At 68.5% G+C, this 19,546-nt stretch carries 13 protein-coding genes; 6 read left to right on the forward strand and 7 right to left on the reverse strand.

The genetic code is table 11. The features are described from left to right. The 3 genes from ACG02S_RS19050 to ACG02S_RS19060 all read left to right on the forward strand — a co-directional run bounded on the left by ACG02S_RS19050 (position 1) and on the right by ACG02S_RS19060 (position 4,715). Positions 1 to 909, forward strand: coding sequence for a hydroxymethylglutaryl-CoA lyase (locus tag ACG02S_RS19050; protein ID WP_394472068.1), 909 nt, complete (start codon positions 1 to 3; stop codon positions 907 to 909). A gap of 480 nt (positions 910 to 1,389) precedes the next feature. Beyond that, positions 1,390 to 3,102, forward strand: coding sequence for an Hsp70 family protein (locus ACG02S_RS19055; RefSeq protein ID WP_394472069.1), 1,713 nt, complete (start codon positions 1,390 to 1,392; stop codon positions 3,100 to 3,102). A 5-nt stretch (positions 3,103 to 3,107) separates the two neighbouring features. Continuing rightward, complete coding sequence (locus ACG02S_RS19060; protein WP_394472070.1) at positions 3,108 to 4,715, forward strand: hypothetical protein; 1,608 nt, start codon at positions 3,108 to 3,110, stop codon at positions 4,713 to 4,715. Positions 4,716 to 4,722: 7 nt separating this feature from the next. Here ACG02S_RS19060 and ACG02S_RS19065 read toward each other — a convergent pair whose 3' ends face one another. From ACG02S_RS19065 to ACG02S_RS19085, 5 genes are all read right to left on the reverse strand, one after another. Next, positions 4,723 to 5,949 carry a 6-phosphofructokinase gene (locus ACG02S_RS19065; RefSeq protein ID WP_394472071.1) on the reverse strand — a complete coding sequence of 409 codons (1,227 nt, stop codon included), beginning with the start codon at positions 5,947 to 5,949 and terminating at the stop codon, positions 4,723 to 4,725. A 66-nt stretch (positions 5,950 to 6,015) separates the two neighbouring features. Next, positions 6,016 to 8,232 (reverse strand): putative bifunctional diguanylate cyclase/phosphodiesterase, encoded by a 2,217-nt coding sequence (locus ACG02S_RS19070; protein ID WP_394472072.1) that lies wholly within the window; start codon positions 8,230 to 8,232, stop codon positions 6,016 to 6,018. Between the two features lie 118 nt (positions 8,233 to 8,350). Next, positions 8,351 to 10,642: a YgiQ family radical SAM protein gene (locus tag ACG02S_RS19075; RefSeq protein WP_394472073.1), complete on the reverse strand. Its 2,292-nt coding sequence runs from the start codon at positions 10,640 to 10,642 to the stop codon at positions 8,351 to 8,353. Between the two features lie 86 nt (positions 10,643 to 10,728). Continuing rightward, the gene (locus tag ACG02S_RS19080) at positions 10,729 to 10,935 is read right to left on the reverse strand and encodes a cold-shock protein (RefSeq protein ID WP_394472213.1); all 207 of its coding nucleotides are present in this window, start codon (positions 10,933 to 10,935) and stop codon (positions 10,729 to 10,731) included. 140 nt (positions 10,936 to 11,075) lie between these two features. Next, positions 11,076 to 11,300 (reverse strand): (2Fe-2S)-binding protein, encoded by a 225-nt coding sequence (locus ACG02S_RS19085; RefSeq protein ID WP_394472074.1) that lies wholly within the window; start codon positions 11,298 to 11,300, stop codon positions 11,076 to 11,078. Between the two features lie 114 nt (positions 11,301 to 11,414). Here ACG02S_RS19085 and bfr point away from each other — a divergent pair, with 114 nt between their 5' ends. Beyond that, on the forward strand, positions 11,415 to 11,891 hold the full coding sequence (bfr, locus tag ACG02S_RS19090; protein WP_394472075.1) for a bacterioferritin: 477 nt from the start codon (positions 11,415 to 11,417) through the stop codon (positions 11,889 to 11,891). A 48-nt stretch (positions 11,892 to 11,939) separates the two neighbouring features. On the opposite strand, the gene ACG02S_RS19095 is transcribed toward bfr, so the two are convergent. Beyond that, the gene (locus tag ACG02S_RS19095; RefSeq protein WP_394472076.1) at positions 11,940 to 12,413 is read right to left on the reverse strand and encodes a cyanophycin metabolism-associated DUF1854 family protein; all 474 of its coding nucleotides are present in this window, start codon (positions 12,411 to 12,413) and stop codon (positions 11,940 to 11,942) included. Then, complete coding sequence (locus ACG02S_RS19100; protein WP_394472077.1) at positions 12,410 to 14,668, reverse strand: cyanophycin metabolism-associated ABC transporter; 2,259 nt, start codon at positions 14,666 to 14,668, stop codon at positions 12,410 to 12,412. Before ACG02S_RS19100 ends, ACG02S_RS19095 begins: the two co-directional genes overlap by 4 nt. A 91-nt stretch (positions 14,669 to 14,759) precedes the next feature. On the opposite strand from ACG02S_RS19100, the gene ACG02S_RS19105 reads away from it, so the two are divergent. Both ACG02S_RS19105 and cphA read left to right on the forward strand, forming a co-directional pair. Then, on the forward strand, positions 14,760 to 16,934 hold the full coding sequence (locus ACG02S_RS19105; RefSeq protein ID WP_394472078.1) for a cyanophycin synthetase: 2,175 nt from the start codon (positions 14,760 to 14,762) through the stop codon (positions 16,932 to 16,934). Positions 16,935 to 16,949: 15 nt separating this feature from the next. Further along, complete coding sequence (gene cphA, locus ACG02S_RS19110) at positions 16,950 to 19,511, forward strand: cyanophycin synthetase (protein ID WP_394472079.1); 2,562 nt, start codon at positions 16,950 to 16,952, stop codon at positions 19,509 to 19,511. The last annotated feature ends 35 nt before the right edge of the window (positions 19,512 to 19,546 follow it).

Genomic DNA, 19,546 nt, shown 5'->3' on the forward strand with positions numbered 1-19,546 from the left:
ATGGCCCTGCCCTCGCACGTCAAGATCCTCGACGTCGGCCCGCGCGACGGGCTGCAGAACGAGAAGGAGAACGTCGCCACCGAGCACAAGGCGCAACTGGTGGCGATGCTGCAGGATGCCGGTCTCAAGGAGATCGAGGTCACCAGCTTCGTCAGCCCGAAGTGGGTGCAGCAGATGGGCGACAACACCGCCGTCATGGCGGCCATCGCGCGCAAGCCCGACGTTCGGTACTCGGTACTGGTGCCCAACCTGAAGGGGCTGGAGCCGGCGCTGGCGTCAAAGCCCGACGAGATCCTGGTCTTCACCGCGGCCAGCGAAGCGTTCACTCAGAAGAACATCAACTGCTCGATCGCCGAGAGCCTGGAGCGGTTCGCGCCCGTCATCGAGGGCGCGCATGCGGCCGGCGTGAAGGTGCGCGCGGCGCTGTCGTGCGCGCTGGGCTGCCCCTATGAAGGCGACATCAGCGCAGACCAGGTCGAGGCCGTCGTGCGCCCGCTGCGCGCACTGGGCGTGGACGCCATCGACATCGCCGACACCATCGGCGTGGGCACGCCGCGCAAGGTGCAGGCCGCGATGGAGCGGGCGCTGAAGCACTTCCCGCTGGCGGAGGTGTCGGGCCATTTCCACGACACCTACGGCCAGGCGCTGACCAACATCTACGCCAGCCTGGAGCTGGGCATCCACAGCTTCCACGCCAGCGTGGCCGGCCTGGGCGGCTGCCCCTATGCAAGGGGCGCGACGGGCAATGTGGCGACGGAGGACGCCGTGTTCATGCTGGACGGCCTCGGCATCCAGACCGGCATCGATCTCGACAAGCTGGTGGACGCCGGCGCCTTCATCTCCAACGTGCTGGGCCGCCCGCCGGTGTCGCGCGTGGCGAGGGCCGTGCTGGCCAAGCGCGGCGGCTGACGACGCTCAAGGCGCGGCTGGGCCCGCACGCTAACGGATACCGAGGCGATCCAGTCCCGCTGCACGATGGCGCTGTAGATCTGCACTAGCACGGACGCCGCCGCTGCCGCATTGGCGCGCGTGTCGCTCGCGTCGAGCCGGGCCTGCAAGTCGGCGAGTTGATCGAAAACCAGGCAGACATGCCGCATGACAACCGTGGAGCGCTCTTCCTCGTGAGGACCCATCCTTACCGAAGCGCGCGCAGGCGCGCAGGCGCGCGTCCGCGCCGGGGCGGCGCGTCGCGTCGAAGCGGTCATCGCGCGCAAGGTCGTGGACGCCGATCCCGTCATCGGCAACGACGAGACGTGTCCTACAGCCACCGCCATTTCGGCTCGGCGACGCTGAAGGGGGTCGAACAGGTGGCATCCCCGGCTGATCCAGCCCCAGCGCTGACCGCATAAGCGGCTACGCTTGCGCCCGTTCCAACGAGAGGCTCCTGCAATGATCCTGGGCATCGACCTGGGCACCACGCACAGCGCGGCGGCGGTGTTTCGCGACGGCGAGGCCGTCCTCATCCCCAACGCTCACGGGGATTTCCTGACGCCGTCCGCCGTGGCGCTGGACGAGCAGGGCCACATGCTGGTGGGCCTGGCTGCGCGCGAGCGTGCGGGGCTGCATGCGCAGTCCACGGCGCTGGCGTTCAAGCGCTGGATGGGCAGCGACCGCAAGGTCACGCTGCGCACCGGCTCGCACGTGAAGGAGCTGCGGCCCCAGGAGCTGTCGGCGCTGGTGCTGCAGGCGCTGAAGGCCGACGCCGAGGCCTTCCTCGGTGAGCCGGTCACCGAGGCCGTCATCACCGTGCCGGCGTACTTCAACGAAGCCCAGCGCCGCGCCACGCGCACGGCCGGCGAGATTGCCGGGCTGAAGGTCGAGCGGCTGCTGAACGAGCCCACCGCTGCAGGCCTGGCTTATGGCCTGCAGGAGCGGCCCGAGCACAGCAGCTTCCTGGTGTTCGACCTGGGCGGCGGCACGTTCGACGTGTCGGTGCTGGCGTACTTCGACGGCGTCGTGGAGGTGCGCGCCAGCGCGGGCGACACGCGACTGGGCGGCGAGGACTTCAGCCGCGCCATCGCGCAGCTGTTCGCGAAGCAGGCCGAGGGCCTGACGACGGAGGAGCGCCAAGCCTGGCTGGCCAGCGAAACCTGGTGGCGCCTGGCCGAGCAGGCCAAGCGCGATCTCGGCGAGCGCGACAGCGCCACGATGAGCACCGTCTGGCGCGACCGCACGCTGACCGCCACGATCACGCGCGCCGACTTCGAGGCCGGCGCGCAGGATCTGCTGCAGCGCCTGCGCCGGCCCATCGAGCGGGCGCTGGCCGATGCGCAACTGGATCCGGCGGGCCTGGCTGAAGTCGTGCTGGTGGGCGGCGCCACGCGCATGCCGATGGTGCAGAAGCTCGTCACGCGCCTCTTCCAGCGCCTGCCGTTGCGCAAGCTGGACCCCGACCTCGCCATCGCGATGGGTGCTGCCGTGCAGGCCGGCCTGAAGGCCCGCGACGCGGCGCTGGACGACGTGGTGCTGACCGACGTAATGCCCTACTCGCTGGGCATCGTGGCGGCCTCGCAGATCGCCGGCCGCATGGTCAACGACCGCTTCTCCCCCATCATCGAGCGCAACACGCCGGTGCCGGTGTCGCGCGTGGAGCAGTACCGCACGCTGGGCGACGGGCAAAAGGTCATCCTGGTGGACGTGCGCCAGGGCGAGTCGCCGGTGGGGTCGGAGAACCTGTCGTTGGGCAAGCTGGAGATCCCCATCGCCGCCGCGCCCGCAGGCCAGGCCGGCGTGGACGTGCGCTTCACCTACGACGCCAACGGGCTGCTGGAGGTCGAGGCGCACGACTTCCCCGGCGGCCAGCGGCACGAGCTGATCATTGAAAGCCAGGGCGCACGCCTGAGCGCCGCCGAGCTCGCCGCCACGCGAGAGCGGCTGCAGGCGCTGAAGCGCCACCCGCGCGACGAGCAGGACAACCGCTACCAGATCGAACGCGCCAAGCGTCTGTTCGAGGACCGCCTGGGCAACGACCGCGTGATGCTGCAGGACTGGCTCGGTCAGTTCGAGCTGGCGCTGCAGACGCAGGACCCGCGCACCATCCGAAGCGCACGCCAGCAATTCAAGGAAGCGCTGGACAGCATCGACACCTCGTTCCGCTTCTGACCGCCATGTGGGAACAGGACTGGGCCCTGCTGGGCATTGAACCGACGACGGAACTGGCTGCGATCAAAAAGGCCTATGCGCTGAAGCTGAAGGTCACGCGTCCCGACGACGATGCCGAGGCCTACCAGGCACTGCGCGCGGCCTACGAGCGCGTGCAGCAGTGGGCGAAGTGGCAGTGCGAGAACGCGGCGTCGCCCCAGCCCGGCGATGAACCGGCAGTGCCCGCACCGCCGGCACCGCCCTCGGTCTGTCGCGCGAACGAAACGACACCGGCCGCTGACACGGAGCCCGCCGTTCAACCCCTGGACCTGATCGACGCGCTGGAACTGCGCTGGCGCCGCGACGGCGAGGCTGCGTTGGTGCAGGCGTGGGGCGATGTGCGCCACGTGCTGGACCAGCAGCCGTTGAGCCGGCAGGCCGAGTTTTCGGCGGCTTTCGCGCAGTGGGCGCTGAGCCTGCCCAGCCTGCCGGATGCCTTGCTGAAAGCGCTGGACGCGCACTTCGGCTGGCTGAACGACTTCCGCACCGAACGCCAGTTGGGCGTCGAGCTGGCCCATGCACTGCATGACGCGCTGGACGCACGGCTGCGGCCGGCGGCCATCGACCCGGCCGTGCGCGCGCTGGTGGCGCCGCTGCTGGGTCTCGCCGCGCTGCGCGACGCCGGCGACAACGCGTTCAAGCTGCAGTTGCTGTGGCTGCTGCTGCAGCCCCGGGTTGCGCGGGCGCTGGGGCTGCTGAGCGTGCCGTGGCTGCGCCACTTGGGGCTGGACGCGCAGGCGCCGGCCTGGCTGGCCGCCGGCCAGAAGCGGGGCCTGTGGCTGCGTGCTGGGCTGGGGGCGGCACTGATGCTCGCCGCCAGCGTCGGCGTGTTCGGCGACCCGGCGATCGGCGGCGCGCATGCAGCGGGCTGGCTGGTGGCGACCGGGGCGCTGCTCGTCGCCGGCCTCATGGTGGGCACATTGCTCAACGTGGGTCCGGCGTTGACGACGCCCACCCGACGTCTGGCCTTGCCTCTGGAGCGCTGGCGGCGCAACGAGATGCAGCCGGTGCTGGGCCTGGTGTGGCTGCTGTTCGCCGCGTGGATGGCCTGGCTGGATGCGGGCAGCGCTGCGTCGACGGGCGGGCCGTTGTCGGTGATCCCCGGCTGGCTGTACCTGCCGGCCGCCTGGCTGTTCGGCCTCGCGGGGCTGGTGGCGGCGTGGCCGCTGGTCCCGCTGCACGGCTGCGTGGTGGCCGGCCTGTCGCCGCTGGTGGGTTTCCTGTTCTGGGCAGCACTGGGCCACTGGCTACCACTGCCCAGTTGCCTGCTGGTGGCCGTGGCCTGGATGCTGCTGGCCGCCGCGGTGCAGGAGGAGCGCGTGCGCGCTGAGGGCCTAGCGCAGTGGCCGCTGCGGCCGATGCTGAACACCCTGGCGCTCTCAGACCGCTGGACCTACGGCGTCGCGCTGCTGCCGCTGGTCGTCGGCACGGCCTACATGACGCTGAACGACGGCCCCGTGCGCGCCAGCACGGTGTTCCTGATCTGGGTGATCGGCAACCTCGCCGTGGGCTGGCTGCAGGACAAGGCGGAAGCGTGGGCGCTGAAGCAATTGCCCGCACCCGCCGAGGGTTGAACGACGCTCAGCCCCTGTTCAGCACCTTAGCCACCGGGTTGGGTCGCAGTCGGTACGCGTCCGGCATGCCCGACCCCAGCAGCGGGCGCAGGTACAGGCGGAAGGCATCCGTCACGTCGGTGCCGGCGGCGTTGATGAACACGTCTTCCATGGTGCGAGTCTTGCCGGCCACGGCGGCCAGCGGCAACAGCTTGTAGTCCACCGAGTAGTAGCCCACGCGCTGGATGGCCACGGAGCCGTCGCGGTCGCCGTGGAAGGCGTACTGCACGGCCTTCTCGCCGACCTCGCGCGCCTCGCGCTGATCCACATCGGACACACAGCCCAGGAAGCTGCGCTGCAGGTAGCCGAACGTGTCGCCGCGCACGCGCTTGATGCCCAGCTTGGCTTTGATCTCCTCGCACAGCAGGTCCGCCAGCGCGCCGGTGCCGCTGAGCTGCACATTGCCGTGCGCGTCGCGCTCGAGATCCGAATGCTGGCCGGCCAGCTTTGACAGCATGGGCGCACCGCTCGCGTCGTGGATGCCCTCGCTGACGGCAATGACGCAGCGGCCGAAGCGCTCGTGCGTGGCCTTCACGTCGCGCAGGAACTGGTCGATGTGGAAGTCGCGCTCGGGCACGTAGATCAGGTGCGGGCCGTCGTCGTCAAACTTCTTGCCCAGGGCGGCGGCGGCGGTGAGGAAGCCCGCGTGGCGCCCCATCACGACACCCACGTAGACGCCAGGCAGCGCGGCGTTGTCGAGGTTGGCGCCGGCGAAGGCCTGGGCAACGAAGCGTGCGGCCGACGCGTAGCCGGGCGTGTGGTCGTTGCCAACCAGGTCGTTGTCGATGGTCTTGGGGATGTGGATGCAGCGCAGCGGGTAGTTCGCCGCCTGGGCCTCTTCCGACACGATGCGCACGGTGTCCGAGGAGTCGTTGCCGCCGATGTAGAAGAAGTGCGTGATGCCATGCGCCTGCAGCACCGCGAAGATTTCGTGACAGTAGGCCGCATCGGGCTTGTCGCGCGTCGAGCCCAGCGCGGACGCAGGCGTCATGGCCACCAGCTCCAGGTTGTGGCTGGTCTCCTGAGCCAGGTCGACGAAGTCCTCATTGACGATGCCGCGCACGCCGTGGCGGGCGCCGTAGACCGCCGCCACGCCGGCCTGGCGCCGCGCTTCGAGCACCACGCCCACCAGGCTCTGGTTGATGACGGCGGTGGGGCCGCCACCCTGGGCGACGAGGATCTTCGCAAGACTCATGAGCGCTCCTGGCTGTCTGAGGGTCGGCGGAGTTTAGGGTTCCGCCCCGGCCGCGCCATCAGGGGTTCAGCCGGCCATGAAACTTTCGAGCTGGTCGGCCGGCATGGGCTTGGCGAACAGCCAGCCCTGGCCTTCGTGGCAGCCCAGCCCAACAAGGTACTGGCGCTGCTCCTCGGTCTCGATGCCCTCGGCGATGACGGTCAGCCCCAGGCCGCGGCCAAGGTTGACGACCATCTGCGCGATGGTGGAGCCAGCGGTCGAAGTCTGCGCCTCCTGCACGAAGGCGCGGTCGATCTTGAGGCGGTCCACCTGTAGCTGGCGCAGTTGGCTCAAAGACGAGAAGCCGGTCCCGAAGTCGTCGATGGCCACGCTGAAGCCCAGGTGCTTGATGTCGGCCAGCACGCGGCGCACCAGCTCGGCATCCTCCATCGCCATGGACTCGGTGATCTCCAGCTCGAGGTGGTGCCCGCTGACGCCGCAGTCGCGCAGCGCGCGTTCCAACATGTCGATGAAGCCGGGGTGGCGGAACTGCGCCATGGACACGTTGACGGCCATGCGGAAGTCGCCGTGCCCCAGCGCCTGCATCTTCTTCAGCTGGCCGCACGCGGTGCGCATGACGAACTCCCCGATGGGAATGATGAGCCCGCTCTGCTCGGCCAGCGGAATGAACTGGTCGGGAGGGATGAAGCGGTTGTCGACGGTGCGCCAGCGCAGCAGCGCCTCGGCCCCGATGACGCGGCGCGTGTCCAGGTCCACCTGCGGCTGGTAGACGACGAACAGCTGGCTTTCCTCGAAGCCGGTGCGCAGGCCCTTCAGCAGCTTGAAGCGCTCGCGCGCGTCGCTGCCCATGGCGGCGGAGAAATATTGAGACGAGCCGCGCTGGTGCTGCTTGGCGCGCTTCAGCGCGATCTGGGCGTCCAGCAGCAGCTCGGAGCCGACCGCGGTGGATTCGCCCAGCCGCACGAGGCCGGTGGTGGCTGACAGCTGCAAGCGCTCGCCGGACACGACGAAGGGGTCGGCGAACACGGACTGCACGCTCTCCGGACAGACCTTGACGTGCTCGCCCAGCACGCCGAAGGTGTCCGCGCCGACGCGGGCCATCGCCGTGTTCAGGCCCAGCATCTCGCTCATGCGCTGCACAACGGCCTGCAGCACCTGGTCGCCGAAGTGCTGGCCGAAGGCGTCGTTGATGTCGGAGAAATCGTCGATGTCGATCAGCGCCAGCGTGACGCCTTGCGGGTCCTTCAGGTTCTTGTCCAGCAACTCGACGAAGCGGTTGCGGTTGGGCAGGCGCAGCAGCGGGTCGTTGTAGGCCTGATCCAGCAGCTGGGTGTACAGCAGCACGTTCTCGAAGCCGACGGCGATGTTCGAGCAGAAGGCGCGCAGCAGCTGCTGGTCCAGATCGTCGAGCTCGCGGCCCACGTCCACCAGCGCCGCCATCGCGCGGCCGGGGCCCATGCCGAAGTACAGGCAGGTGCCGTCATCGTAGATGTTGCGGCGCTCGCGCAGGCAGCGCTCCAGGCGCTCGCGCACGGCGACGATCTTGACCTGGGCCAGCGGGCGGTCGATGAGGCCGCTGTACTGGCCGGCCGCAGCGACGATGCGCACCTCGTCACTGGCCTCGCCGTGCACCTGCGCGCAGACCAGGCCCTCGGGCAGGATGCCCAGCAGCGCGCACAGCTGCGTGACGACACCCTCCGCAAAGCGGGAGAGTCCGCGCATGCGAGACAGCGAGGTGCTGCTCTCGACGATCATCTCCAGCCCGAGGCGGTTGGCCTCCAGCGCGCAGATCTGGCGGTAGGAGCGCACCGCCGCCGTCAGCACCGTGTACAGGCGCGTGCGTGTCAGCTCGGACTTGGTCTTGTAGTCGTTGATGTCATAGGCCTGCACCGTCTCGATCTCGGGCGCGTAGCCGGGCTGGCCGGTGCGCAGCACGATGCGCAGCGCATTCAGGCGCAGCTCGTCACGGATGTGGCGCACCAGCTGCAGACCGGCGTCCTCGCTCTCCATGACGACATCCAGCAGCACCACCGCGAGGTCGTCTTCGCTCGCCAGCAGCTGGCGCGCCTGGGCGGCGGAGCTCGCGTGCAGGAAGATCAGCGGCTGGCCCTCGATGGTCAGGCCCTGCATGGCCAGCTCGGTGGCCTTATGGACGTCACCGTCGTCGTCGACGATCAGGATGCGCCAGGGCCGGTCGTAGGGGCGATGCTCCAGCTCGGCATGCTCGGGCTCGTCGAGCAACTCGAGCAGGTCGTCGTCAACGGCAGGCGTTGTGTCTTGCATGAGGGCGAGGGCTTAAGCACGGGCGGCGGCTACAGCCCCGCCGGTCGGGAGCCGCAAGCGTAGTGCATCCACGCAGCCATCGCCACGAAAAGCGCGGGCAAATATCCCGCTACAGCCCTCAACGCTTACCGGGTTTGCCCGGACGCGCGCCGGCCGCCCGGGCGGCGCCGGTCACGCGCGGCGGCAGGCCGGTGTGCTGGGTCAGCACCTGACCCTTGCGCGGCGTGGCCGGCTTCATCGGCGAGGACCCGCCGGGTTGAGGCGCGGGCTTGGCGCCGGTCGAGTTCTTGCGCCGGGCGCTTTCGTAGCTGCCATCGGTCACGGGCTGGTAGCTCGGGATCAGGTGGTGCTTGCCGTTGCCGATCAGGTCGGCGCGGCCCATGGCCTTCAACGCCTCGCGCAGCAGCGGCCAGTTGTTGGCGTCGTGGTAGCGCAGGAAGGCCTTGTGCAGCCGGCGGCGGCGCTCGCCGCGCACGATGTCCACCTTTTCGCCGCGAGTCTCATCACGGCTGATGCCCTTGAGCGGGTTGCGGCCGGAGTGGTACATCGCCGTCGCCGTGGCCATCGGGCTGGGGTAGAAGGTCTGCACCTGGTCGGCGCGGAAGCCGTTCTTCTTCAACCATACGGCGAGGTTCATCATGTCCTCGTCGCTGGTGCCGGGGTGGGCGGCGATGAAGTACGGGATCAGGTACTGCTTCTTGCCGGCCGCGGCGCTCGCCGCCTCAAACATCTGCTTGAAGCGGTCGTATGTGCCGATGCCCGGCTTCATCATCTTGGACAGCGGGCCGTTCTCGGTGTGCTCCGGCGCGATCTTGAGATAACCGCCCACATGATGGGTGACCAGCTCCTTCACGTACTCGGGCGACTGCACGGCCAGGTCATACCGCAGGCCGGAGCCGATCAGGATCTTCTTGACGCCCGGCAGCGCGCGCGCGCGGCGGTACATCTTGATGAGCGGGTCGTGGCTGGTGTTCAGGTTCGGGCAGATGCCCGGGTAGACGCAGCTGGGCTTGCGGCAGGCGGCTTCGATCTCGGGGCTCTTGCAGCCAATGCGGTACATGTTGGCCGTGGGGCCGCCCAGGTCCGACACGATGCCGGTGAAGCCCTTCACCTTGTCGCGCATCTCCTCGATCTCGCGAATGACAGAGTCTTCACTGCGGCTCTGGATGATGCGGCCCTCGTGCTCGGTGATCGAGCAGAAGGTGCAGCCGCCGAAGCAGCCGCGCATGATGTTCACGCTGAAGCGGATCATTTCCCAGGCCGGGATCTTGGTCGCGCCGTCGTGGCTGCCGTTCTCGTCCGCGTAGCTGGGGTGCGGCGCGCGGGCGTAGGGCAGGTCGAAAACGTGATCCATCTCCGGCGTCGAGAGCGGGATGGGCGGCGGGTTGATCCACAGGTCGCGCTCGCCATGGCGCTGCACCAGCGCACGGGCGTTGCCGGGGTTGGTCTCCAGGTGCAGCACGCGGTTGGCGTGGGCATACAGCACCGGGTCGCTCTTCACCACCTCGTACGCCGGCAGACGCACCACGGTGCGCTCACGCGGCGGCATGGCGATGCGGCCGGTCTTGTGAATCTTGATCGGCTTGGGCGCGTCCGGCTCGTCGTTGGACGCGCAGGTGCTCTTCTCGTCAATGATCTGGTATGGGCTGATCAGCTCGTCGACGCGACCGGGGCGGTCCACCTCGGTGGAGTCCAGCTCGAACCAGCCGTCGGCCGACGGGTCGTCGTCGCGACGCATGAAGGCCGTGCCGCGCACGTCGGTCAGGCACTCGATGGGCTCGCGGCGCGCCAGGCGGTGGGCGATCTCGATGATGGCGCGCTCGGCATTGCCGTAGACCAGCAGGTCGGCCTTGCTGTCCACCAGCACGGAGCGGCGCACCTTGTCCTGCCAGTAGTCGTAATGCGCAATGCGGCGCAGCGAGGCCTCGATGCCGCCGATGACGATGGGGACGTCCTTGAACGCCTCCTGGCAGCGCTGCGTGTAAACCAGCGTCGCGCGGTCGGGGCGCTTGCCGCCTTGGCCACCGGGTGTGTAGGCGTCGTCGCTGCGGATTTTGCGATCAGCCGTGTAGCGGTTGATCATTGAATCCATGTTGCCCGCGGCCACACCGAAGAACAGGTTCGGCTTGCCAAGCGCCTTGAAGGCGTCGGCACTGTTCCAGTCGGGCTGCGCAATGATGCCGACGCGAAAGCCCTGGGCCTCCAGCGTGCGGCCGATGACGGCCATGCCGAAGCTGGCGTGGTCGACGTACGCATCGCCCGTGACGATGATGATGTCGCAGGAATCCCAGCCGAGCTGCTCCATCTCCTGCCGGCTCATGGGCAGGAAGGGCGCGGGGCCGAAGCGCTTGGCCCAGAACGGGCGGTAAGCGGTCAGCGCCTTCGGAGGGGCGACGGGCAGTGCAGACATAACCGGTGATTGTCGGGGCGGACCCAGAAAGCACAAAGCCCGCGCTGGGCGCGGGCTTCAGATCAACGGCCTGAGCCGTGATGGATTTACAGCGAGCGGATGTTCGCGGCTTGCAGGCCCTTGGGGCCCTGCTTCACTTCGAACTCGACTTGCGCGCCTTCAGCCAGCGTGCGGAAGCCACCGTTGTTCTTGATTTCGCTGTGATGTGCGAACAGATCCTTGGTGCCATCGGCCGGCGTGATGAAGCCGAAGCCCTTGCCGTCGTCGAACCATTTGACGGTGCCGGTTTGCATGGTGCTCATGGAGTTTCTTTCCTCAAAGATGTCGTGCCGTCCTCGCCTTGAGCGGCTGCGAAACACAACGACTTCGGGGCAGGGAACAACAAAAAAATGGCGCCATTGCCTGGCGCCTGGGCGTGATTCTAGCCGCGCCTTCAGGCCGCGAGCCGCGCGTGGATCGCAATCGTCTTGCCACGCGGGCTGGCTGCGCCACCCGCCACACGGCTTTCCTCGAACACCTCGCAGGCGCAGTCGTGGCAGGCGCCGCATGCGGTGGCCACGCGCAGGTCCTCCTGCAGCGCCTCGAAACTCGGGCAGCCCGCCGAAGCGGCGATGGCGATGTCGCGGTCGGAGACGCGGTGGCAGACACAGACGATCATGGTGAAGCGAAGTCTAATGCGAATCGGTCTCATTTTCAGAAAAACCGGTTTTGCTCTGGGGCTATCGCTGCCGATACTGCACACATTCTTCACGCATACAACAAGGAGGCCTCCATGAAAGGCGACCCGCAAGTCATCGCTCACCTGAACGCGCAGCTCAAGCTCGAACTGACCGCCATCAACCAGTATTTCCTGCATGCCCGCATGCTGAAGAACTGGGGCCTGATGAAGATGGCTAAGCACGAGTACGAGGAATCCATCGAGGAGATGAAGCACGCCGACAAGCTCATCGAGCGCGTGCTGACGCTGGACGGCCTGCCCAACCTGCAGGACCTGGGCAAGCTCTACATCGGCGAGAACGCCGTCGAGACGATGGAGTGCGACTTGAAGATCGAGCGCACCGGCCATGCCCACCTGAAGGAGGCCGTGGCCTACTGCGAAAGCGTGCGCGACTACGTGTCCCGCGAGCTGTTCGTGCAGATCCTGGACGACACGGAGGAGCACATCGACTACCTCGAAACCCAGTTGGACCTGGTCGGCAAGGTGGGCGAGCAGAACTACCTGCAGTCTCAGATGGGCGACGCGAGCTGATCCAGCCCGCTCATCGCAAGGGCCGCCTCAGTGCGGCCTTTTTCGTTTTCAGAGGAAGCGTTCCAGCAGCTTCTTGGAAGCCTTGTCCAGCGCCCAGCGGTCCGGCACGTTCAGCTGCACGCCGTGCGTGGACGTGATCAGCAGCCGGCCTTCTTCGAGCCGGCGGATGTCTTCCTCGCTTTTCAGCACGAAGTCCACCTCGCCGCGGTCGGTCTGGATGCGCCAGGTGCTGGGCGTTCCGAAGGTGTTGACCGCGATCAGCTGCAGCAGCGTCGGGTGGAACTCGCGCGCCGCCAGTTCGGCCTCCAGCAGCTGACGCGGGCCGTCCGGCAGCGTCGACAGCCGCTCCACCCAGGCCAGCTCATGGCCGTGGCTGCCGACCAGGCTGAGGCCCTCGTCGGGCGCGGAGATGGGATGGGCGCGCACGGGCGTCACGCCGGCGTGCACCGTGCCGTTCAGGTCAGTCAGCTGCAGCTTGCCGTGGGCGTCCAACTGCAGGTCGCGAAAGGGTAGATCGCTCATGCGTTCACCGTGTGGGCATTGGGGTTGGGCGCCACGACCAGCAGGCCGCCGTCGTCATCGGCGTCCTCCGAATCGACGCGGCGGGCCTGCGCCTCCCACAGTCGCCAGTAGTGGCCCTGCTGGGCGATCAGCTCGTCGTGCGGGCCCAGCTCGACGATCTCGCCGCGGTCCATCACCACCAGCCTGTCGGCCTTGCGCAGCGTGGACAGCCGGTGGGCGATGGCGATGGTCGTGCGGCCCTTCACGAGGTTGTCCAGCGCGCGCTGGATTTCCTTCTCGGTCTCGGTGTCCACCGCGCTGGTAGCCTCGTCGAGGATCAGGATGGCCGGGTCGATCAGCAGCGCACGCGCGATGGAGATTCGCTGGCGCTCGCCGCCCGACAGGCCCTGGCCGCGCTCGCCGACGAGGCTGTCGTAGCCGTGCGGCAGGCGCAGGATGAACTCGTGCGCATGGGCGGCGCGCGCGGCGGCGACGATCTCGTCGCGCGTTGCATCCGGCTTGCCGTAGGCGATGTTCTCGGCGATGGTGCCGAAGAACAGGAAGGGCTCCTGCAGCACCAGGCCGATGTGGCGGCGGTAGTCGCTCACCTTGATGCGGCGCAGGTCCACGCCGTCGACCTTGATGGCGCCTTCGGTCACGTCGTAGAAGCGGCAGATCAGGTTCACCAGCGTGCTCTTGCCCGAACCGCTGTGGCCCACCAGGCCGACCATCTCGCCTGGGCGGATGTCCAGGTTCAGGCTGCGGATGACCGAGCGCGAGCCATAGCGGAAGTTGACGCCCTGCATGGAGATGGCGCCCGTCACATTCTCGAACGGCTGCGGGTTGACCGGGTCGGGCACGTTGGAGACGTGATCCAGGATGTCGAAGATCCGCTTGGCGCCGGCCGCAGCCTTCTGCGTCACGGAGACGATGCGGCTCATCGAATCCAGCCGCGCGTAGAAGCGCCCGATGTAGGCCAGGAAGGCGGTCAGCACGCCCACCGTGATGCTCTGGTGCGCGATCAGCCAGATGCCGATGCCCCACACCACCAGCAAGCCCATCTCGGTCAGCAGCGCGACGGTGGGCGTGAACAGACTCCAGGTCTTGTTGAGCCGGTCGTTGACGTGCAGGTTGTTGGCGTTGGCCTCCTTAAAGCGCCGCGCCTCACGCGCCTCCTGCGCGAAGGCCTTGACGACGCGGATGCCCGGGATGGTGTCGGCCAGGATGTTGGTGACCTCGCCCCACACGCGGTCGATCTTCTCGAAGCCGGTGCGCAGCCGGTCGCGGACAAGGTGGATCAGCCACGCGATGAAGGGCAGCGGCACCAGCGTGGCCAGCGCCAGGCCGGGATGGATGCTGAACAGAATGATGGACGTCATGCCCAGCATCAGCACGTCGGTGATGAAGTCCAGCGCGTGCAGGCTCAGGAACACGCTGATGCGGTCGGTCTCCGAGCCGATGCGCGCCATCAGGTCGCCGGTGCGCTTGTTGCCGAAGTACTCCAGCGACAGCCCCAGCAGGTGCTCGAAGGTCGCCGTGCGCAAGTCGGCGGCGATACGTTCTGACACCAAGGCCAACAAATACGTCTTGGCCCACCCCAGCACCCACGACACCAACGCCGCGCCGAACAGGCCGCTGAGCAGCAGCATGACCAGCCCGGTGTCGATGGCCTGGCCGTTCTGGAACGGGATCAGCACCCGGTCCATCAGCGGCATGGTCAGGTAGGGCGCCACCAGCGTGGCGCCGGTGGCGCCCAGCATCAGCGCGAAGCCGAGCAGCAGCTGGCCCTGATAGGGCCGGGCGAAGCGCCAAAGCCGCAGCAGCACCCAGGTGCTGGGCGGTGCGCTCGCATCGCCGAAGTCGAAGCCGGAGTCTTCGCCCTCCTCGTCCTCGTCGCGCGCCACCTGGCCGGTAAGGCGCTGCACCTCGCGCTCGAACGCCTCCACGAAGCGCACCGCCGCCGGGTTGCAAGCCAGCGTGAAACGCCAGCGGGCCAGCCGGCGCTGCGCGTCGAACAGCTCCATGAATGCCAGGCCGCCGTGGTCGCTGAGGCGCAGGCTCTGCCCCAGCGCCAGCGGGTACTCCGTCCAGGCGCCGCTGCCCGGATCGAAAGCCAGCAGTCGTGAATTCGTCAACGCGATGAGGCCGCGGGCGAAGCGGCCCTGCCCGTCCAGGTCAACCTCCAGTGGCGCCACGACGTTCTCGCCTGCCTGCAAGCGGCCATGCAAGGTCGCAGTCTGCGGGTGGGACGCGACGTCGGGAGAAGGGTCTTGCATTTTGTTGTTGAGTCGACAGGCTGTCGGTCCATTCTCCGCTATGACTGAGCGCACAATGTCCCGCGCTTCCCCAGCGCCAATCACGCATTCCATGAGCAAGAAGAACGACATCCGCCTGCTGCGCATCAACTACCTGCGCGGGCCCAACATGTGGACCTACCGGCCGGTGCTGGAAGTTTGGCTGGACCTGGGTGAGCTGGAAGATTTCCCCTCCCACCTGCTGCCCGGATTCAATGACCGCCTGACGACCGCGCTGCCCGCGCTGATCGAGCACCACTGCGGCGTCGGCGAGCGCGGCGGCTTCATCGAGCGGCTGCGTGACGGCACCTGGATGGGGCATGTGCTGGAGCACATCGTCATCGAGCTTCTGAACCTGGCCGGCATGCCCACCGGCTTCGGCCAGACCCGCTCCACGTCGCAGCGCGGCGTCTACCGCATGGTGTTCCGGGCGCGTGACGAGCAGGTCGCCCGTGCGGCGCTGGCCGAGGGCCACGCGCTGATCATGGCGACCATCAACGACGAGCCGTTCGACGTGCCCGCCGCCGTCGCCCGGGTGCGCGACAAGCTGGACGACTGCTACCTGGGGCCGTCCACCGCCGCCATCGTGGCCGCCGCTACCGACCGACGCATCCCGCACATCCGCCTGAATGACGGCAACCTGGTGCAGTTGGGCCACGGCCAGCGCCAGCGCCGCATCTGGACGGCCGAGACCGACATGACCAGCGCCATCGCCGAGGGCATCGCTGGCGACAAGGATCTGACAAAGACGCTGTTGAAGGCGGTGGGCGTGCCCGTGCCGGCCGGCGAGGAGGTCAAGAGCGCCGCCGAGGCCTGGCGCGCCGCGCAGGACGTCGGTCTGCCCGTCGTCATCAAGCCCAGCGACGGCAACCACGGCCGCGGCGTCACGCTGGACATCCAGACAGAGGCCGACTGCGAGGCAGCTTATCTGCTGGCCGATGCCGAAGGGTCGTCCGTGCTGGTGGAGAGCTACATCCGCGGCAACGAGCACCGCGTGCTGGTCGTCGGCGGCCAGGTCGTCGCCGCAGCGCGCGGCGAGGCCGCCTGGGTGCATGGCGACGGCAAGCAGACCGTCATCGAGCTGATCGACAGCCAGATCAATACGGACCCGCGCCGCGGCCTGACCGAGGACTTCCCGCTGAACCGCATCACGTTGGGCGAGGACCCGGTCGTGCTGCTGGACCTGCAGCGCCAGGGCTTCGCGCCTGAGAGCGTGCCGCCCGCGGGCAAGAGCGTGCTGATCCAGCGCAACGGCAACGTCGCCATCGACTGCACGGCCGAGGTGCACCCCGAGGTGGCGCATGCCGTGTCACTGGCCGCGCGCACCGTCGGGCTTGACATTGCCGGCGTGGACCTGGTCACCGAGGACATCGGCAAGCCGCTGAGCGAGACCGGCGGCGCCATCGTCGAGGTCAACGCCGGCCCCGGCCTGCTGATGCACCTGAAGCCGGCCGGCGGCGCCCCGCAGCCGGTGGGTCAGGCCATCATCGACCACCTGTTCGCCGAGGACGAGACCGGTCGCATCCCCATCGTCGGCATCGCCGGCTCGCAGGGCGGGCGCCAGATCGCGCGGCTGGTTGCCTGGCTGCTGCACCTGAATGGCCGCCACGTGGGGCTGGCCTGCCGTGACGGCCTGTTCCTGGGCACGCGCCGTGTCGAGCAGCGCGACAGCGCCCGCTGGGACGCCGCGCACCGCCTGCTGATGAACCGCGTCGTCAACGCCGCCGTCATCGAGAACGACCCTGCCTCCATCCTGCGCGACGGCCTGGCCTATGACCGCTGCCAGGTCGGCGTCGTGACCGACCTGGACGGCATCGCCGCGCTGGCCGACTACGACGTGCAGGACACCGACCAGCTCTACAAGGTGCTGCGAACGCAGATCGACGTGGTGCTCCGCGATGGCGCCAGCGTGCTGAACGCGGCCCATGCACGCCTGGTCGACATGGCCGAGCTGAGCGACGGCGAGGTCGTCTTCTACGCCGAGAACGGCAATCTAGACGCCCTGCAGCACCACCGCGACCGCGGCGGCCGCGCCGTGTTCCTGCGCGGCGGCGCCGCCGTGCTGGCGCAAGGCCCCGCCGAGACACCAGGCGCCAACATCGATGCCCTGCTGGGCCGCTTCGGCACCGACAAGACCGACGCCGCCACGCTGCTTGCCGCTGTCGCCACGGCCTGGGCGCTGGGCATCTCGCCTGAGCTGATCGCCGCCGGCCTGGACACCTTCGTCCCCGAACTCCACCTCGCCTAAACCAAGACCAAGAACATGGACGTTTCCCGCACCCGCGCGCTGCGCGGCCCGAACATGTGGAGCCGCCACACGGCCATTGAGGCCGTCGTGCACTGCAGCGACTCAGAGCGCTCGCTGGAGCGCCTGCCCGGCTTCGAGCCGCGCCTGCGCCAGCGCTTCCCCACCATCGGCGCGCTGCGTGCCGATGCGTCGCTGGCCCAGGTGCTGGAGCAGGCCACGCTGGCGCTGCAAGCCCAGGCCGGCTGCCCGGTCACGTTCAGCCAGACGCACGTGACACCCGAGGCAGGCACCTACCAGATCGTCATCGAGTACAGCGAGGAGGACGTCGGTCGCCTCGCCTTCCAGCATGCGGTGCAGCTGATCCAGGCCGCGAAGGACGGCGGCGAGTTCGATGCCGAAGCCGTGCTGGCCCAACTGCGCGAGCTTGACGAGGACATCCGCCTCGGCCCCTCGACCGGCTCCATCGTCAACGCGGCCATGGCGCGCGGCATCCCCTACCGGCGCCTCACGCAGGGCAGCCTGGTGCAGTTCGGCTGGGGCGCCAAGCAGCGCCGCATCTGGGCCGCCGAGGTGGACGCGACCAGCGCCGTCTCCGAATCCATCGCGCAGGACAAGGACCTGTGCAAGCGCCTGCTGCAGTCGGCCGGCGTGCCAGTGCCCATCGGCCGCCCGGTCGAGTCACCGGACGACGGCTGGGCCGTCGCGCTCGAGATCGGCCTGCCGGTCGTCGTGAAGCCGCAGGACGGCAACCAGGGCAAGGGCGTCACGGTCAACGTGGTCACGCGCGAGCATTTCGACATCGCCTACAAGGCCGCCGACGAGATCGGCCAGGTCATGGTGGAGAAGTTCCTGCCGGGCGGCGACTACCGGCTGCTGGTCATCGGCGACAAGCTGATCGCCGCCGCGCGCCGCGATCCGCCGCACGTCATCGGCGACGGCCAGCTGACCGTCAAGCAGTTGGTCGATAAAGTCAATGCCGATCCACGCCGCGGTGACGGCCATGCCACCTCGCTGACCAAGATCCGCTTCGACGACATCGCCGTCGCCCGCCTCACGCAGCAAGGCCTGACGCCGGAGTCCGTGCCCGAGAAGGGCCAGCGCGTTATTCTGCGCAACAACGCCAACCTATCCACCGGCGGCACCGCCACCGATGTGACGGACGACGTCCATCCCGAGGTGGCTGCACGTGCCATCGCCGCGGCGCAGGTCGTGGGCCTGCATGTCTGTGGCGTGGACATCGTGGCGGAGAACGTGCAGCGCCCGCTGGAGGAGATCAACGGCGGCATCGTCGAGGTCAACGCCGCGCCGGGCCTGCGCATGCATCTGTCGCCGAGCTTCGGCAAGGGCCGCAATGTCGGCGAAGGCATCGTCGGCCACCTGTTCGGCAGTGGCAACAAGGCCGAGGACGGCCGCATCCCGGTGGTGGCGGTCACGGGCACCAACGGCAAGACGACCGTCACGCGCCTCATCGCCCACATGTTCGCCAGCTGCGGTCTGAAGGTCGGCATGACGAACACTGACGGCGTTTACGTGGACGGCCGCCAGATCGACAGCGGCGACTGCTCCGGCCCCAAGAGCGCGCGTAACGTGCTGATGCACCCGGACGTGGAAGCCGCCGTGCTGGAAACCGCTCGCGGCGGCATCCTGCGCGAGGGCCTGGGCTTCGACCGCTGCCAGGTGGCCGTGGTCACCAACGTCGGTGAGGGCGACCACCTCGGCATGAACTTCCTGCACACCGCGGAAGACCTGGTGCTGGTCAAGCGCGTCATCGTGCAGAACGTGGCGCCCAACGGCTTCGCGGTGCTGAACGCGGTGGACCCGCTGACGGCCGGCATGTCGGCCATCTGTCCCGGCCAGGTCATCTACTTCGCCGCCGACCGCCACCACCCGGTGATGGCGACGCACCGCGCGCAGGGCAAGCGCTGCGTCTATGTGGACGGCGACCAGCTCGTCGCCGCGCAGGGCGTGTGGCGCGAGAGCATCCCGCTGCGCGACATCCCGCTGACGCGCAACGGCGTCATCGGCTTCCAGGTCGAGAACGCGATGGCCGCCGTAGCCGCTGCCTGGGGCGTGGGGCTGGACTGGGACACCATCCGCCGCGGCGTGGGCAGCTTCGCCAACGACGCCGACAACGCGCCGGGCCGCTTCAACGTGATGGACTACCGCGGCGCGACGGTCATCGCCGACTACGGCCACAACGGCGATGCGATGAAGGCGCTGGTAGGCGCCGTGGCGGCGATGCCGGCCAAGACTCGCAGCGTGGTCATCAGCGGCGCGGGCGACCGGCGCGACGAGGACATCCGCGTGCAGACCGAGATCCTCGGCGCCGCCTTCGACGAGGTCATCCTGTACGAGGACGCCTGCCAGCGCGGCCGCCAGGCCGGCGAGGTCGTGGCCCTCTTGCGCGCGGGCCTGGAAGGCGCCAAGCGCACGACGCACATCGAGGAGATCGTCGGCGAGTTCACGGCCATAGACCGGGCGCTCGCGCGCCTGCAGCCGGGCGACCTGTGCCTGGTGCTGGTGGATCAGGTCGAGGAAGCACTGGCGCATCTGGCCAAGCGGATCGCTGAAGGCTGACGCGGCGCCTTCTCGCCAACCCAGAGCGGCTCCTC

Origin of the sequence: Pelomonas dachongensis (genome assembly GCF_043555865.1) — a bacterium.
In the GTDB taxonomy this organism is placed as follows: Bacteria; Pseudomonadota; Gammaproteobacteria; order Burkholderiales; family Burkholderiaceae_C; genus Pelomonas; species Pelomonas dachongensis.

What these genes read in the sequence shown, in the direction of transcription:
- ACG02S_RS19050 (WP_394472068.1), top strand. Translation starts at nt 1, where the DNA reads ATGGCCCTGCCCTCGCACGTCAAGATCCTCGACGTCGGCCCGCGCGAC.
- ACG02S_RS19055 (WP_394472069.1), top strand. Translation starts at nt 1,390, where the DNA reads ATGATCCTGGGCATCGACCTGGGCACCACGCACAGCGCGGCGGCGGTG.
- ACG02S_RS19060 (WP_394472070.1), top strand. Translation starts at nt 3,108, where the DNA reads ATGTGGGAACAGGACTGGGCCCTGCTGGGCATTGAACCGACGACGGAA.
- ACG02S_RS19065 (WP_394472071.1), bottom strand. Translation starts at nt 5,949, where the DNA reads ATGAGTCTTGCGAAGATCCTCGTCGCCCAGGGTGGCGGCCCCACCGCC.
- ACG02S_RS19070 (WP_394472072.1), bottom strand. Translation starts at nt 8,232, where the DNA reads ATGCAAGACACAACGCCTGCCGTTGACGACGACCTGCTCGAGTTGCTC.
- ACG02S_RS19075 (WP_394472073.1), bottom strand. Translation starts at nt 10,642, where the DNA reads ATGTCTGCACTGCCCGTCGCCCCTCCGAAGGCGCTGACCGCTTACCGC.
- ACG02S_RS19080 (WP_394472213.1), bottom strand. Translation starts at nt 10,935, where the DNA reads ATGCAAACCGGCACCGTCAAATGGTTCGACGACGGCAAGGGCTTCGGC.
- ACG02S_RS19085 (WP_394472074.1), bottom strand. Translation starts at nt 11,300, where the DNA reads ATGATCGTCTGTGTCTGCCACCGCGTCTCCGACCGCGACATCGCCATC.
- bfr (WP_394472075.1), top strand. Translation starts at nt 11,415, where the DNA reads ATGAAAGGCGACCCGCAAGTCATCGCTCACCTGAACGCGCAGCTCAAG.
- ACG02S_RS19095 (WP_394472076.1), bottom strand. Translation starts at nt 12,413, where the DNA reads ATGAGCGATCTACCCTTTCGCGACCTGCAGTTGGACGCCCACGGCAAG.
- ACG02S_RS19100 (WP_394472077.1), bottom strand. Translation starts at nt 14,668, where the DNA reads ATGCAAGACCCTTCTCCCGACGTCGCGTCCCACCCGCAGACTGCGACC.
- ACG02S_RS19105 (WP_394472078.1), top strand. Translation starts at nt 14,760, where the DNA reads ATGAGCAAGAAGAACGACATCCGCCTGCTGCGCATCAACTACCTGCGC.
- cphA (WP_394472079.1), top strand. Translation starts at nt 16,950, where the DNA reads ATGGACGTTTCCCGCACCCGCGCGCTGCGCGGCCCGAACATGTGGAGC.